The sequence below is a fragment of the Streptomyces sp. NPDC050418 genome, assembly GCF_044458745.1.
GTDB lineage: Bacteria > Actinomycetota > Actinomycetes > Streptomycetales > Streptomycetaceae > Streptomyces.
Genome location: NZ_JBITIG010000009.1, coordinates 45,325 through 60,212 on the forward strand (window position 1 = coordinate 45,325; position 14,888 = coordinate 60,212).

Sequence of the window (14,888 nt, forward strand, 5' to 3'; positions counted from 1 at the left end):
CCGTACGGAGACGGAGAGACGGCTTCGTAGTGGACGGGCATCACCAGCGCGGGGCGTGGCCCGAGTCCTCCGCCAGAGGGCCCGCGTCGAGTGCGGACAGGATGCCGGCCAGGTCGACGGCGTTGGTGCGCGGGCCGCGGCACATCGGCAGGCAGCGCGGTCCCGTGCGGCCGCCCATCCGCCGTACGAACGGCAGGAGCACCGCCTTCGGGCCCACCTCGACCACATGCGTGGGGCGCTGTTCGGCGAGCAGCGCGCGCATCGCGTCGGCGAACCGCACCGGTGATGTGACGTGCCGCGCCCAGTACCCGGCGTCCGGCGGGGCGTCGTAGCGGCGCCCGTACACCGTGGAGTAGAAGGGCGTGGTGGGCGCGGCCGCGGGCAGCCGGCGCGCGGCCTCCTCCAGGAGCGGGGCGACCGGTTCCATCAGAGGCGACTGGAAGGCGTGCGTCACCTTCAGGAAAGTGCTGGAGATCCCACGCTCCCCGAGCCGTCCCGATGCCCTGCGCAGACCCGGCAGATCGCCCGAGAGCACCGTGGCGCGGGCCGCGTTGAGAGCGCCGATGGACACCCCGGGTTCCGCGGCGACCGCCTCCGCCGCCTCGTACGGGTCGGCGCAGGTGGCCATCATGCCGCCGTTGGAGGGGAGTTGCTGCATGAGTGCGCCGCGTGCGGACACCAGGTGGGCCGCGTCCGGCAGGGAGAGCGCGCCGCAGGCGGTGGCCGCGGCGAACTCCCCGGCACCGTGCCCGAGGAGGGCCACCGGCCGCACCCCTTCTTCGAGCAGCGTCGCCGCCAGCGCGTATCCGACGGCGAAGAGCGCGGGCTGAGCGAGCGCCGTCTCGTCCACCGCGGGTGATTTGCCCCGGATCAGCTCGACGACAGAGCGCCCGAGGTGCGGAGCGAGCGCCTCGTCGGCGGCGGCCAGATGATGCCGGTAGGCCGTGCACTGCCGGTGCAGCCCTTCCGTCATCCCCGGGTGCTGGCAGCCCTGCCCGGTGAACACGAGCGCGGTGCGTGGCCGGGCGTCGGCCGCCACCGGCTCGTCCTGGCCGGTCAGCCGCTGGGCGAGCGTGCGCACGGTGAGATACGGCCACAGGTCGACCGGCTCGTCCGACAGCGGACCGAACTCCTCCTCGACCGTGCCGTACAGGCTGAGCAGGGCCACCGAGTCGAGACCGCACTCGATGAGCGGCGTGTCCTCGCCCACCTCGCGGCGGACGTGTTCGGCGACCCGTTCAAGGAGCCACTCCACACAGCCCTGCTCGTCGGGCAGTTCCCGTCCGGATCCGCTCACCTTCTGCTCCTCTCACGCGCTAGACGCGGTGCGCCACTCCCGAGCGACCTGTGGGCAGCAGCTCCTCGTCGATCCGCTGGTGCAGCGGCTTGATCTCGCCGTTGAGGAAGAGCCGCCGGGTGGCCCCGCGTTCGACCTTGCCGCTCGTCGTGCGCCGTATCGTGCCGGGCCGCACGAGGAGCACCCCGTCCACCGTGACTTCGAACTCCTCGGCCAGACAGCGTTCCACGTCGGCGGTGAGCCCGGTCAGATCCAGGCCGTACGGCTTGTTGGTGCGCAACTCCTGGACGAGGACGACGCGTTCGCGCTCACCCGGCATCGAGAACACCGTGCCCGTGCCGAACAGCGAGCTGATCCGCTGGACCGCGTTCTCCAGGTCGTTCGGGTACAGATTCCGTCCGGCGACCACCAGCATGTCCTTGCGGCGGCCCGTCACAAGGAGCCGGCCGTCGACGAGGGAGCCCAGATCGCCCGTGCGCAGGTAACCGCCCTCGCCGTCCGCGGTCGCCGCCTGGAAGACCTCGCCCGGTGCGGGCGCCTCGCGCCAGTAGCCGCGGGCGACTCCTGGGCCCCGCACCCATATCTCGCCCACCTGTCTCTCGGGCAGCGCCCGCAACGACTGCGGATCGACGATCGCCACCTCGGCGCCGGCCGGCCGGCCGCACGCCACGAGTTCACGCCCGCCCTCACCGGATCCGGCATCCCGCAGTGCGTCCCGTTCAAGGGCCGCCGAGTCCACGCCGCGCACCACGGGGCCGGCGTCCCGGCGCTCGCCGGAGACCAGCAGGGTCGCCTCGGCGAGTCCGTAGCAGGGCATCAGCGCACCGGGCCGCAGGCCCGCCGGTGCGAACCGCTCGCCGAAGGCTCTGGAGGTCGCCGCGGAGACGGGCTCGCCGCCGGTGACCGCGGTGTGCCAGCGGGACAGATCGAGCCGCTCGGCCTGTTCGTCCGTCACTCGGCGCAGGCACAGTTCGTACGCGAAGTCGGGGGCCCCGCTGACGCCGATGTCGTACCGGCCGATCGCCTCGAGCCAGCGGACGGGCCGCTTGAGGAAGGCCTGGGGGGACAGCAGCACGGAGGTTCCGCCGACGAACAGGGGAAGCAGCAACTGGCCGACCAGGCCCATGTCGTGATGGAGCGGCAGCCAGCCGCCGATCCGCTCGCCGGGCGAGGCACCGATCAGCGAGGTGATCGCCGCCAGGTTCGCGAGCAGATTGCCGTGGGTGACCACCACGCCGCGCGGGGCGCCGGTGGAGCCGGAGGTGTACTGGAGGTAGGCGACCGTGTCGGGGGTGAGCTCGGGCTTCTCCCAAGGGGTGTGCGCGGGCACCGCGTCGGCGGCGAGACAGGGCACGGAGCCGTAGCCGCAGGAGGCGAGGAGGCGGGACACATCGGGGGCGAGGGCGGCATCGGTGAACGTCGCACAGGGCGCGGCGTCCTTGACGAGGCCCGCCACGCGCAGCAGATGGTGCCGGCCGCGTCCGGTGGCCGGTACCGGTACGGCGATGGCGCCCGCGTACAGACACGCGAGCAGCGACACCGTGAACTGGCGCCGGGACGCGTGCATGAGCAGCACGCGCTCGCCCGCGGCGCCGCGGGCCTGCAGCCACCCGGCGAGTTCCCGCGCGGCCGTGTCGAGAGCCAGGTACGAGACGGACTTCGCGCGGCCGGTCCCGTCGCTGTCCGGCAGCAGGAGCAGGGCCTGACGGCCGGGTGACTGCTTGATGTGATCGCTTAACAGTTCGACAAAGGTGCGGTGTTCGGGCATGTGGTCCCCCAGTCCGGACGTCGTGCGGGCGTTCGGCGTCTCGCCGGGCGCTCGTAGCCCGTCTGAAATTGAACGTAAGCCCGATGTGCTAGAGAGAAGCTCGATGTCCGTCGGCCGGATCAGGCCGGCCCGGCACCCGCCGAGGAGGCCGGATGCGGCCCATCGGCGGGGTGGCAAGGGCAATTCAGGGAATCGGAGGTCCGGGCCCGGCTTGAGAACCGCTCGTGGCAGGGCAGTTCCTGGGGGTGTCCGGCGGCCTAGGCGTCACCCACCGGAACGGCGTGCACCTGCGTCACACGCGCCGAGGCCGACAGGCCGGCGGCCCGCTGCGCGTCGCCGGACTCCGTGCGGTCACCGGTGGCGGGCCGCCACCACAGGAGGCCCGTGTAGGAGCGCGGGTCGGTGACCGAGCGCAGAAGTTCGCTGCCGCCATAGTGCGCGGACGTGACACAGCGGCCGACGAGCGCGCCGAAGTCCATTTCGAAACGGACGGCCCGTTCGGCCACTGAGGCCCGGATGAGCGTGACGAGGCCGGCGTCGGTGAGCGGCACCTGTGCGGGCATCCGCCCCACGCTCACCATGAGGTGGGCGTCGACGCGGGCGGAGCCCGCCGCGTCCGCGAGCCGCGGCAGATGGCTTTCGGCGTGGGTGGAGCGCAGCAGCGCGTGCATGCCCTCCCACCGGTCGAGCCGGACGTATCCGGCCCCGGGCGCGAGCAGGCGCAGAGTCGTCCCTCCGGTGAGGCCCTTGCTGCCCTCCTGGCCGCGGACGTATCCGCGCAGCCGGTCCCCGAGCGACGGATCCTCCGAGGCCGGACGGAACATCTGCAGGTGTGTGACGCTGCCGGCGAGATCACGCTGTGGCATACGTTCACCTCCCGCTCGTCCGGCGCGCAGACTGCGCGTCCGGCCAGTCGACCATGCTCCGCTCGACAACCGCTCGAGTCCCGCCGGAGCGGGCCGGAAACGGACGCCCACGAGAGTTCCTCGAGATGCCGCCGAGTAACGGTGCGCACACTCCGGGTCCCGGCGGAAAGCCGGGGCAACCGGAGAAGGGACGCACATGACCATCACCGACGAGACCGGGATACCGCCCGGCGGCACCGGGCGCACGCTCCCCGGCCCGGGGCCCGGACAGGACCCGCCCCTGGAGGCGGCCTACGTACCGGCCCTGGCCGACCACCGCCTGATCAGGCCGGTCTGGAACGCGCTCGTGGCCTACGGGTCGATGTGGCTCGGCGGCGTGGACTACACGGTGGACGGCACCCCCGTTCCGCGCTGGCCGGCCGCCCCGGACGCTGCGGATCGTGCCCCGGGAGGCTTGAGGGCGTCTTGAGCCGCACCCGATAGGCACAGCCGCAGCGGGACCCGAACGAGGACGGAGAAGGCCATGACCACGACGGTGAACGGGGCGGAGGCCGGCGAGCGAGCCGCGCAGGAACGCATGGCACGGCTCGAGCACGACCTCGGCGACCTCGATGACCCCGGGAACCCGCTGGGCGCCGACCACTTCCTCGCCGCCGACCGCCGGCAGGAGCTGCTGCCCGCGGCGCAGCGGCTGCTCGACGAGTTCGGGCTCAACGCCGAGTTCGTCCCCGCCGCTCTCGGCGGCCGGCTCGACCGCCTCGACGTCCTCGCCCGGGTGCTGAGGGCCGTGTTCCGAAGGGACGCGGCCCTCGGCCTCGGCGACGGCATGACCTCGTATCTGGCCGCGGTCCTCGTGTGGGCCGACGGCAGCCCCGAACAGCAGGAGCAGACCGCCCGACTGCTCCTGGGCGGCGGCCGGATGGCGGGGGCCTACCCCGAACCCACGCCCGGCAACGACTTCCTGCACAACCGTCTCACCGCCCGCAGGGTGCCCGGCGGCCACCGACTCGACGGACGCAAGGAAGCACTCAACAACGCCGCACGGGTCGACTCCCTCGTGGTGTTCGCGCACACCCCCGAGGCAGGCCCCGACGCGCAGACCGCGTTCCTGCTCCCCGGGCCCACGCGGCACAGCGACGGCCTCTCCCTGTCGCCCCGGCGCCGTACCAGCGGCATCCGCGGCTGCGCCGTGCACGGCCTGGAGTTCACCGGCCGGCACGTGGACCCCGCCCTGCTGCTCGGCCCGGAGGGCGGCGGCGCGCTCCTGGCCCGCCGCGCCTTCCCCATCACCCGCAGCACCGGACCCTCGATGGCCCTCGGCTGCGCCGACACGGCGCTGCGCACCACCGTCGCCTTCGCCCGAGCCCACCGCGCCCGCAGCCGTGCGTCGCTGCGCAGCGCCCGTACCCGGTCCGCGCTCGTGGACGCCTTCACGGACCTGCTGATCTGCGACTGCCTCGCCCTGGTCGCCACCCGCGGAGTCCATCTGCTGCCGCGTGAGAGCGGCACGCTCAGTGCGGTCGTGAAGTATCTGCTGCCCACATTCCTCACGGAGATGGTGTACGACCTGTCGGTGGTCCTCGGCTCCGAGTCGTACGCCACGGCCGGGAGTTACGGCATGTTCCAGAAGACGGCACGTGACCTGCCGATGATCGGCCTCGGCAGCGCGGGCACCGCGGGCAGCCGCGAGGCCGTCGTCGAGCACCTGCTACGGCTGCCGACGCTGCGCGGCGCCGAGGACGGTGCGGCCGCGCTGTTCCGCCCGCACCACGACGAACTGCCGCCCGTACGGCCCGATGAACTCACCAGGACCGCACTGCAGGACACGCTCCTCGACTCGCTGACGGTCACGGTGGCCGGAGCCCGCAGTGCGCCCGGAGAGTTCGGCGGCGCGCTCGGCGAGGCCGCTCAGGCGCTCGACCGCGAACTGCGGCTGCTGCGCGAGGACGGCGAACGTCTCACGGCCCGCCCGCCCGGCACCGCGCTCAGCCCGCGCGTCTACGCCCTCGTGGACCGCTACGCCCTCATCGCCGCGGGCGCGGCCTGTCTCGGCGTCTGGCACGAGGCCCACGCCGCGGGGCCCGGCCGCGGCGGACTGCTCGCCGACCCCGCGTGGGCGGCCATGGCACTGGCCCGGATCGTCGGACGCCTCGACCGCACGGCCGTGCACCCCCCGGAGGAGGGCACCGACCATCTCCTGGCCGAGGTGCTCGACCGCTTCGACGACGCCCGGAGCTTCGACCTGTACGCAACCCAGCTCGGCCGCTGACCCGGCCCGCGACCCGGAGAACAGTGAGGAAGACCATGAACGCACGCCCGCGCAAACCCGCCCCCGACCCCCAACTGCTCGCCCTGCTCATCGAGGAGACCGCCCGGGTACTCGACAAGGAGCCGGGACTCATCGGCCCGCACCAGCACCTCCAGCACGACCTCGGACTCGACTCCGTGATGCTGCTCCAGCTCAAGGGCCACCTGGAGACGCGCCTTCCGTACCTGCGTGACGTGCCGCTGCCCGACCTGCTCGTCGGGGACCACACCGTCGGAGCCCTGGCCGGGCGGCTGCAGCGCCTGGTGGCAGGCCCCTCGGGCCCAGGCCGGGGCCCGGCAACAGCTTCTGTGCGGGTGACCGGACTGCCGGTGGCGTGATGCGGCCCCTGCGCAACCGCGGTCCCGCCGACTCCTGGCTGCCGGTCCGCCGCGAGGTCGAGACGGCGGGCGTCTCCGTGGTCTACGCGGCCGTCGCGGACTGGGTGCCCGACGATCTCGGTGCGCCCGGCCTTGCCGCCGCCCTGGGCCGCGACCACCAGCGGCTCCTGCAGATGAACCACGCGCTCAACCGCTCCCGGTTCGTGGCCTCCCGGCTGCTCCTCAAGTCGGCCGCCGCCGCGGTGCTGCGCACCACCACCGACGAACTGGAGCTCGCCTACAAGCCGGGCGGCCGCCCCCACCTGAGGGGCGTCGACCAGCTCGACGTGAGCCTCAGCCACACCGAGGACCTCCTCGTCGTGGGCCTCACCCGGACCGGCCGGATCGGGGTCGACGCGGAGAACGCCGACCGCAGGATGCTCGGCCTCGGCACGGAACGGCAGGTCTGCACCCCGTACGAACTGGAGGCGGTGCACAGCGTTCCCGAGGAGCAGCGCAACGGCGAACTCGTGCGGCTGTGGACGCTCAAGGAGGCCTACAGCAAGGCCATCGGACAGGGCCTCAGATTCCGCTTCACCGAGTTCGGCTTCACGCCCGAGGACAGGCAGGTGCAGATGCTGCGTCCCGACGGCACCCCCGGAGTGGGCTGGGAGTGGACCTTCCACAGCTGGCTGGTGGACGAGGTCTACATGGTCAGTGCGGCCGTCTACGACCCGGGATTCGGCGGCCGCTCGACCGGCCGTCCGCTGCTGCCCGTCCTGCACGACCCAGGCTCGAGCACGCGTTGAGCGCCCTTCCAGTGGGTGCGGTGACGCTCGGAGCCCGCCGACCGGCGGAGCACGACCCGAGGAGGCCGAGGTGCAGCGTTATCTCGCAGTACGGCCGCAGGCCGAACCCGCCGGCATGCGGCTCCTCTGCTTCCACCACGCCGGAGCGGGTGCCCTCGCCTTCGCCGGCTGGCGGCAGCGAGTCGGCCAGGAGGTGGACGTGCTGCCCGTGCGGCTGCCGGGCCGGGAGACGCGGCGCGGCGAGCCGCACCTCACCGACCCCGGCACGCTGCTCGCCGGCCTCCAGGACGACCTCGGCCCGCTGCTCGACGAGGGACCGTACGCGTTCTACGGGCACAGCATGGGCGCGCTCGTCGCCTACCGGTTCGCCCTGTACCGGGCCGACACCGGCCAACGGCCGCCCAGCGCGCTGCTCGTCGGGGCGTGCAGCGCACCGCAGCTGGGCTCGGAACTGCTCGACCGCACCGACCTGGACGACCTCACCGATACGGACCTCATGGCGGCGATGACCGACGAGGAGAGCCTGCCCCCGGTGCTGCTGCGCAGCCCCGAGCGGCTGAGGGCCACCCTCGACACGCTCCGCGCCGACCTGCGCCTTGCCCGTGCCCTGCGCGCCCTTCCCGTCCGCCGACTGGCAAGCCCGCTCTGGGCGTTCGCCGGCCGGCGGGACCGGATCGCACCGGCAGGACAGGTGGGGGAATGGCGGTACTGCGCGGGAGCGGGCTTCATGCTCCAGACCGTTCCCGGCGCCCACTTCTTCGTCCGCGGGCGCGAAGCGCCCCGGGCCGTAGGGCAGGCGTTGCTCACCACCACGCCGGTGCCCGCCCGCTGACCAGATCGTTCCCGAAGGAGTTCTGCGGATGGACATCAGCGTCCTCGGCCCTTTCCGGGCCACACTCGCCGGAATGCCGGTGCATCTCACCGCGGTCAAGCCGCGCAAGGTCTTCGCCCTGCTCGCGCTGCAGGCGGACCAGTCCGTCTCGGTCGGCGCACTGGTGGAGGAGGTGTGGGGCGAGCAACCGCCGCGCAGTGTGCAGACCACGCTGCAGACCTACATACTCCAGATCCGCAACGTCATCGCCGCCGCGCTCGGCGACGGGGCCGCCGCCCTGCCGCACGGAGCCAAGAGCGTGCTCATCACGGAGCCGGGCGGCTACCGCCTCGACACCCAGGGCGGCCTCATCGACGCGCAGGAGTACGACGCCCTCGCCTCCGTCGGTCACCGGGCCCTCGAACAGGGCGAATGGGCCGACGCCTCCTCGTACTTCGCGCGGGCACTCGCCCTGTGGCACGGCAGCGCCCTCGCCGACGTGCAGTGCGGGGCGCTCCTGGAGGTCGAGGCGACCCGTCTCGACGAGTCCCGCATGAGCGTCCTGCAGGGCCGCATCGAGGCGGACCTCCGACTGGGCCGGCACCGTGAACTCGTCGGTGAACTCAGCGGTCTCGCCGCCCGTCACCCGCTGCACGAGGGCCTGCACGAACAGTTGATGCTCGCCCTGTACCGGGCAGGACGGCGCAGTGACGCCCTGCGGGCCTACCGCTCGCTGCGCGGGGCGCTCAACCAGACGCTCGGACTCGACCCGTCGCCCGGCATCGAGTATCTGCACCGCGCACTGCTCGACTCCTCGCCGCAGCTCGAGCTGGCCGCTGCCGCACCCGACGGCCGCCGGCCGCTCGTGGGCCGGCCCTGACCGGGCCCACGGGCACCCAATGACCGCTTCCGCTCCCAGTCCCACACACCACGCCGGAAGAACGAAAGGATCCACCGTGAGCGACATCACCCTGTCCGAACTCGGCGAGCTGCTCCTGGAATGCGTCGGCGCCCCGGAGGAGGGCATGGCCTTCGAGGGCGAGGACGCCCTGGACACGCCCTTCCTGGAGTTCGGCTACGACTCCCTCGCGCTCCTGCAGGTCACCAGCGTGATCAACCGCAAGTACGGCGTCACGCTCGACGATGACGCGGTGGCCGAGGCGGAGACCCCGCGCATGCTCCTCAAGATGGTGGCCGCCGCCCCGAAGGCCGGGGCGGTGCGATGACCGGCTTCGCCGGCCGGCGGGTCCTCGTCACCGGAGGAACCCGGGGGATCGGCCGGGCGACGGCGCTCGCCTTCGCCCGGTCCGGTGCCACCCTGGCCGTCGCCCACCGCGGCGACGGCGACGCCGCCACCGGGCTCACCGCCGAACTGGAGGCGCTCGGCGCGGACTTCACGCTCATCGCCACCGACCTGACCGCACGCTCCGGGGCGCAGATGCTCGCCGAGGCGGTACGGGAACGGCTCGGCGGCCTCGATGTACTCGTCAACAACCTCGGCGTCGACGGACATGTCCCGTTCGAGAAGCTCACCGACGACGAGTGGCGCCGGGTCATGGACCACAACACCACCTCCGCCTACGTCGTCACACAGGAACTGCTCGACCAGCTGGGGCAGGGCGCCGCGATCGTCAACATCGGCGCGTCCGTGGCGCTGCGCGGCCGCCCGCTCGGCGTGCACTACAGCACGTCGAAGGCCGCCCTCGTCGGTTTCACGCGCGCGCTCGCCAAGGAGCTCGGCGCGAGCGGTATCCGGGTCAACCTCGTCGCCCCGGGTGTCACCGAGACCGAAGGCGACCCGCTGCCGCCGCCGCTCGCCGCCCGGCTCACGGCGCTCACCGCGCTCGGCCGGCTCGGCAGGCCCGAGGACGTCGCCGGGGCCGTCCTCTACCTGGCCGGGGACGCGGCCGCCTATGTCACCGGCACCACCATCGAAGTAGACGGAGGAATCTGATGCCCTACGCCGCCATCACCTACCGGATGAAGCCCGGGTACGAGGAGGAGATCGCCGCGATATTCGCCGGCTTCCAGCGGGTGGACACCCCGGACTTCGCCGGTGACGACGGCAGCGCCGCGGGGCGGCTGCTGGGCACCGGCGTGTTCATCAAGGACGACGTCCTGGTCCGTGTCATCCACTACGAGGGCGACTTCGCCGCCGTGGGTGCGCACATGGCACGGCAGAAGGGCGTGCACATCCTGGAGGAGAAGCTGGCCCCGTTCCTCGCCACGCCGCGTACGACCGACACGACCTCGCCCGAGGGCTTCGCCGCGCACTTCCGCGACGCGACCATGCGCTCCATCGCCCAGCTCACGGCCGAGACGCACCCCTCGGGGGTCGGCACGTCATGAGCGGCGCCGAGTCGGTCATCGCCGTCGCCGCTCTGCTCGGCGGCGGCGTGACGGCGGGCGTCCTGTTCGCCGTCGCCCTGAGCGTGCTGCCCGCGCTCTTCGCGATGGACACCGGCACGTACGTGTACGCGCACAAGCTGATCGGGCGCAACTGGGATCCCACCATGCCCGTGATCGTGCTCGGCAGCATGCTGGCCAACGTGGTGCTCGCGGTGCTCGCCGGCGGCGGCGCACGCGGCCTGTTCGCCCTGTCCGCGGCGCTGCTCCTCGGCGTCTCGGGCGTCTCGCACCTGTGCAACGTGCCCATCAACCGGCGGGTCAAGTCCATCGACGACCCCACCGACATCCCGGCCGACTGGTCGGACCCGAGGCCGTTGTGGCGCCGCTTCCACTATCTGCGCACAGCCCTCTCGGTGCTCGCCCTCGCGACCACGGCCGCGGCGGTCACCGCCCTTTGATTCCACATGAGTTGGGCCGCGCATGCAGCACGCGCGGCCCAACTGGCATGTCCCGCCTCAGACAGGCGCGCCGTCGCGTACGGAGATCTGCGCCACCGTCCGAAGAAGGCTGCGCCGGAACGTGGCCACGAAGCCCTCCACCGTGTCCGTGTCCCGCGGCCGGGTCAGATACGGCTTCAGCTTGGCCTCCACCTCACGCACCCCGGGCTGTGTCGCCATGTGCCGGGCCACCGCGTCCAGGTCACCCGTGTACTCGATGACCCTGACCAGCGTGTCGTCGCGCAGGAACACGGCCGTGGCCAGGATCGTGCCGGCCGCCTCGCCGGCCTCGTCGCGCACCTGGGCCGACTTGACGCGCCTGAAACTCCCGAAGATTTCCGCGAGTTCCTCCTCGCACCCGGGCTTGATGTCATACGTGATCGCAGCGAAGGGCATCGCGATTCCTCACCTCGTGGTCGCCGGCCGGTGGACTGCATTCCCCGCCAGCCGACAACGGACCGCACGAGAACGGCTCGAACCCGCACCCGTGCCGCCTGAAGGCCGATTCGAGCGGATCTGTAGTCCCCGGTGGGACTTTCGCCGTCGACCGAGACCAGGAGGTTTCCGTGCATCGCACCCTGATCGTCGCCAAGTTGCGGCCGGACAAGACCGAGGACATCGCGAAGATCTTCGGCGAGTCGGACGCGACCGACCTGCCGCACATGATCGGTGTCAGCCGCCGCACCCTGTTCAAGTTCCACGGCCTCTACTTCCACCTGGTCGAGGCCGACGACGACATCAACACCTCCCTCTACCAGGCCCGCAGCCACCCGCTCTACGACGACATCAACACCAAGCTCGCCCAGTGCGTCGAGCCCTACGACCCGGACTGGAAAGAGCCCAAGGACGCGATGGCCGAGCCCTTCTACATCTGGACGAAGGACGGAGGGCGGATCAAGTGACCACCGCCATCAGCCGCACCGTGAAGGTCGCGGCCCAGGAAGTCGAGGCCAACACCAAGCGCGGAGGTGACCTGCGGGTCACGCTCAGCCCCAAGACCGTCGGCTGCACCTCCGGGTTCGGCGGCGTGCTGACCCTGGAGCCCGGGGACTGGATCACCGAGCACTACCACCCGTACTCCGAGGAGTTCCTGCACATCATCGAGGGCACCCTGGAGATGAGCCTCGACGGCCAGACGATGACGCTCGCCGCCGGCGACTCACTGCTCGTCCCGATCGGAGTCCGCCACCGCCTGGTCAACACGGGCGACGTCACCGCGCGCGGTGCGTTCCATCTGTCCCCGCTCGCGCCCAGGCCCGAGCTCGGCCACGTGGACACCGAGCAGGCGCAGCGCCCCGACCAGGCCAACCCGGACGTGGGTGGCGCGCCGTGACCCGACGGGCCGTCATCACCGGCGTCGGTGCGGTCGTGCCGGGCGGGGTCGGCCGGGAGGCCTTCTGGCGGACCTTGTCCGAGGGCCGCACCGCCACCCGGCGGATCAGCCTGTTCGACCCCGGGGCGTTCCGCTCCCAGGTCGCCGCCGAGGTCGACTTCGACCCGGCGGCCGCGGGCCTGACCCCGCGCCAGATCCGGCGCATGGACCGCGCCGCGCAGTTCGCCGTCGTCAGCGCCCGCGAGGCCGTGGCCGACAGCGGTCTCGACCTCGCGGCCCTCGCGCCCGAGCGGGTCGGTGTCGCCATCGGCAGCGCGGTCGGCTGCACGATGGGCCTGGAGGAGGAGTACGTCACCCTCTCCGACAGCGGCCGCAAGTGGCTGGTCGACCACGAGTACGGAGTGCCGCACCTGTACGGGTACATGGTGCCCTCGACGCTGGCCGCCGAGGTCGGCTGGGAGGTGGGCGCCGAGGGCCCGGTCGCGCTGGTCTCCACCGGCTGCACCTCCGGCCTCGACTCCATAGGCCACGCGGTGCAGCTGGTCGAGGAGGGTTCCGTCGACGTCGCCGTGGCCGGCGCCACCGACGCGCCCATCTCCCCGATCACCTCCGCCTGCTTCGACGCGATCAAGGCGACGACGCCGAACAACGACGACCCGGAGCACGCCTCCCGTCCCTTCGACGGTGAGCGCGACGGGTTCGTCCTGGCCGAGGGCAGCGCGGTGATGGTCATCGAGGAACGCGAGGCCGCCCTCGCCCGCGGCGCGCACATCTACGCCGAGGTCTCCGGTTTCGCGGGACGCAGCAACGCGTACCACATGACCGGACTCAAGCCGGACGGCCGCGAGATGGCCGAGGCGATCACCGTCGCGCTCGACCAGGCCAAGCTGGACGCGACCGCGATCGGTTACGTCAACGCGCACGGCTCGGGCACCAAGCAGAACGACCGGCACGAGACCGCCGCGTTCAAGCGCAGTCTCGGTGCGCACGCGTACGACATCCCGGTCAGCTCGATCAAGTCCATGGTCGGGCACTCGCTCGGCGCCATCGGCTCCATCGAGGTGGCAGCCTGCGCGCTCGCCCTGAAGCACCAGGTGGTGCCGCCCACCGCCAACCTGCGCACCAAGGACCCGCTGTGCGACCTGGACTACGTCCCGGTCACCGCGCGGGAGCACCGTATGGACGCCGTCCTGAGCGTCGGCAGCGGATTCGGCGGCTTCCAGACCGCGATGCTGCTCACCCGGCCCGGGACGGCGGCCGCGGCGGCCGGAAGGAGCGAGCGGTGACCTCGTCAACTGCCCCTGTTGTCACGGGACTCGGCGTCGTCGCGCCGACCGGGATCGGCGTGAGCGACCACTGGGCCTCGGTGCTCGCGGGGAAGACCGGCATCACGCGGATCACCCGCTTCGACCCGGAGGGCTACCCGGTGCGGCACGCGGGTCAGGTCCCGGGGTTCGACGCGCACAGCGATGTGCCCAGCCGGCTGATCTCGCAGACGGACCACTGGACCCACCTGGCGTTCTCGGCCGCCGACGCGGCGATCCAGGACAGCGGGGCCGACATCTCCGCCATCCCCGAGTACGAGAGCGCCGTGGTCACCGCCGCCTCATCGGGCGGCACCGAGTTCGGCCAGAAGGAGATGACCGCGCTTTACCAGAACGACCCGAGCTGGGTGGGCGCCTACCAGTCGATCGCCTGGTTCTACGCGGCCACCACGGGCCAGTTGTCCATCAAGCACAAGATGCGCGGCCCGTGCGGTGTGCTCGCCTGCGAGCAGGCCGGCGGACTCGACGCCATCGGCCAGGCACGCCGTCTCACCCGCAAGGGCGCGCGGCTCGTGGTCACCGGCGGCACGGACGCCTCGCTGTGCCCGTACGGACTGAGCGCCCAGCTGACCAACGGCAGGCTGTCCACGGTCGCGGACCCCGAGCGCGCCTATCTGCCCTTCGACGCGGAAGCCTCCGGGTATCTGCCGGGCGAGGGCGGCGCGATCCTCGTCCTGGAGAGCGCCGAGGCCGCGGCCGAGCGGGGCGCGGGCAGCGGGTACGGCAAGGTCCTCGGCTACGCGGCCGGGTTCGACCCCGCGCCGGAGACCGGCAGGCCGCGCGCGCTGCGGCGCACGGCCGAGGCGGCGCTGCGCGACGCGCGGCTCACCGCCGCCGACATCGACGTGGTGTACGCGGACGCCGCCGGCACCCCGGCCGACGACCGCGACGAGGCGGAGGCGATCACCGCGCTCTTCGGACCGCGCGGCGTACCCGTCACCGCGCCCAAGACCCTCACCGGCCGGCTGTACGGAGGCGGCGCACCGCTCGACGTGGCGACCGCCCTGCTCGGCCTGCGCGACGGCGTGATCCCCGCGACCACCGGAACCCGGACACCGGCGCCCGGCCTGGACATCGACCTGGTGACCGGCGACCCGCGAGAGGGCGACCTGCGCCACGCGCTGGTGCTGGCCCGCGGGCACGGCGGGTTCACCTCGGCCCTGGTGCTCGGCCGCTGAACACGGCGGCACACAACAACCCTGGAAGGA

18 protein-coding genes are annotated in these 14,888 nt (G+C 72.4%); 14 read left to right on the forward strand and 4 right to left on the reverse strand.

Features of this window, described 5'->3' with window-relative positions:
• Positions 1-40 precede the first annotated feature (40 nt).
• From ACIBI4_RS22480 to ACIBI4_RS22490, 3 genes are all read right to left on the reverse strand, one after another.
• Complete coding sequence (locus ACIBI4_RS22480) at positions 41-1,297, reverse strand: acyltransferase domain-containing protein (RefSeq protein ID WP_399205761.1); 1,257 nt, start codon at positions 1,295-1,297, stop codon at positions 41-43.
• Positions 1,298-1,316: 19 nt separating this feature from the next.
• Positions 1,317-3,065, reverse strand: coding sequence for a fatty acyl-AMP ligase (locus tag ACIBI4_RS22485; RefSeq protein ID WP_399205762.1), 1,749 nt, complete (start codon positions 3,063-3,065; stop codon positions 1,317-1,319).
• 257 nt (positions 3,066-3,322) lie between these two features.
• The gene (locus ACIBI4_RS22490) at positions 3,323-3,931 is read right to left on the reverse strand and encodes a hypothetical protein (RefSeq protein ID WP_399205763.1); all 609 of its coding nucleotides are present in this window, start codon (positions 3,929-3,931) and stop codon (positions 3,323-3,325) included.
• A 196-nt stretch (positions 3,932-4,127) separates the two neighbouring features.
• Here ACIBI4_RS22490 and ACIBI4_RS22495 point away from each other — a divergent pair, with 196 nt between their 5' ends.
• The 10 genes from ACIBI4_RS22495 (at position 4,128) to ACIBI4_RS22540 (ending at position 10,983) form a co-directional block, all read left to right on the forward strand.
• On the forward strand, positions 4,128-4,400 hold the full coding sequence (locus ACIBI4_RS22495) for a hypothetical protein (RefSeq protein ID WP_399205764.1): 273 nt from the start codon (positions 4,128-4,130) through the stop codon (positions 4,398-4,400).
• A 54-nt stretch (positions 4,401-4,454) separates the two neighbouring features.
• Positions 4,455-6,200, forward strand: a complete 1,746-nt coding sequence (locus ACIBI4_RS22500) for an acyl-CoA dehydrogenase (RefSeq protein ID WP_399205765.1) — start codon at positions 4,455-4,457, stop codon at positions 6,198-6,200.
• Between the two features lie 35 nt (positions 6,201-6,235).
• Positions 6,236-6,577 (forward strand): acyl carrier protein, encoded by a 342-nt coding sequence (locus ACIBI4_RS22505; RefSeq protein ID WP_399205766.1) that lies wholly within the window; start codon positions 6,236-6,238, stop codon positions 6,575-6,577.
• Positions 6,577-7,365: a 4'-phosphopantetheinyl transferase family protein gene (locus ACIBI4_RS22510; RefSeq protein WP_399205767.1), complete on the forward strand. Its 789-nt coding sequence runs from the start codon at positions 6,577-6,579 to the stop codon at positions 7,363-7,365. The genes ACIBI4_RS22505 and ACIBI4_RS22510 overlap by 1 nt, the downstream gene beginning before the upstream one ends.
• Before the next feature lie 70 nt (positions 7,366-7,435).
• Positions 7,436-8,197, forward strand: a complete 762-nt coding sequence (locus ACIBI4_RS22515) for a thioesterase II family protein (RefSeq protein ID WP_399205768.1) — start codon at positions 7,436-7,438, stop codon at positions 8,195-8,197.
• A 28-nt stretch (positions 8,198-8,225) separates the two neighbouring features.
• Positions 8,226-9,056, forward strand: coding sequence for a BTAD domain-containing putative transcriptional regulator (locus ACIBI4_RS22520; protein WP_399205769.1), 831 nt, complete (start codon positions 8,226-8,228; stop codon positions 9,054-9,056).
• A gap of 76 nt (positions 9,057-9,132) precedes the next feature.
• Entirely contained in the window at positions 9,133-9,402 is a 270-nt protein-coding gene (locus tag ACIBI4_RS22525; RefSeq protein ID WP_399205770.1) for an acyl carrier protein, read from the forward strand.
• Entirely contained in the window at positions 9,399-10,130 is a 732-nt protein-coding gene (locus ACIBI4_RS22530) for an SDR family NAD(P)-dependent oxidoreductase (RefSeq protein WP_399205771.1), read from the forward strand. The genes ACIBI4_RS22525 and ACIBI4_RS22530 overlap by 4 nt, the downstream gene beginning before the upstream one ends.
• Positions 10,130-10,525, forward strand: a complete 396-nt coding sequence (locus tag ACIBI4_RS22535) for a SchA/CurD-like domain-containing protein (protein WP_399205772.1) — start codon at positions 10,130-10,132, stop codon at positions 10,523-10,525. The genes ACIBI4_RS22530 and ACIBI4_RS22535 overlap by 1 nt, the downstream gene beginning before the upstream one ends.
• On the forward strand, positions 10,522-10,983 hold the full coding sequence (locus tag ACIBI4_RS22540; protein ID WP_399205773.1) for a DUF1772 domain-containing protein: 462 nt from the start codon (positions 10,522-10,524) through the stop codon (positions 10,981-10,983). The genes ACIBI4_RS22535 and ACIBI4_RS22540 overlap by 4 nt, the downstream gene beginning before the upstream one ends.
• Positions 10,984-11,040: 57 nt before the next feature.
• On the opposite strand, the gene ACIBI4_RS22545 is transcribed toward ACIBI4_RS22540, so the two are convergent.
• A complete protein-coding gene (locus ACIBI4_RS22545; RefSeq protein ID WP_399205774.1) occupies positions 11,041-11,418 on the reverse strand; it encodes a SchA/CurD-like domain-containing protein in 378 nt (125 codons plus the stop codon).
• A gap of 170 nt (positions 11,419-11,588) precedes the next feature.
• Between ACIBI4_RS22545 and ACIBI4_RS22550 the strand changes: the two genes are divergently transcribed.
• From ACIBI4_RS22550 to ACIBI4_RS22565, 4 genes are read left to right on the forward strand one after another with little or no spacing between them, the layout of a single operon-like run.
• Positions 11,589-11,924, forward strand: coding sequence for a TcmI family type II polyketide cyclase (locus ACIBI4_RS22550; RefSeq protein ID WP_399205775.1), 336 nt, complete (start codon positions 11,589-11,591; stop codon positions 11,922-11,924).
• Positions 11,921-12,355, forward strand: a complete 435-nt coding sequence (locus tag ACIBI4_RS22555; protein WP_399205776.1) for a cupin domain-containing protein — start codon at positions 11,921-11,923, stop codon at positions 12,353-12,355. Before ACIBI4_RS22550 ends, ACIBI4_RS22555 begins: the two co-directional genes overlap by 4 nt.
• Positions 12,352-13,641 (forward strand): beta-ketoacyl-[acyl-carrier-protein] synthase family protein, encoded by a 1,290-nt coding sequence (locus tag ACIBI4_RS22560; protein WP_399205777.1) that lies wholly within the window; start codon positions 12,352-12,354, stop codon positions 13,639-13,641. Before ACIBI4_RS22555 ends, ACIBI4_RS22560 begins: the two co-directional genes overlap by 4 nt.
• Positions 13,638-14,858, forward strand: a complete 1,221-nt coding sequence (locus ACIBI4_RS22565) for a ketosynthase chain-length factor (RefSeq protein ID WP_399205778.1) — start codon at positions 13,638-13,640, stop codon at positions 14,856-14,858. Before ACIBI4_RS22560 ends, ACIBI4_RS22565 begins: the two co-directional genes overlap by 4 nt.
• Positions 14,859-14,888 lie beyond the last annotated feature (30 nt).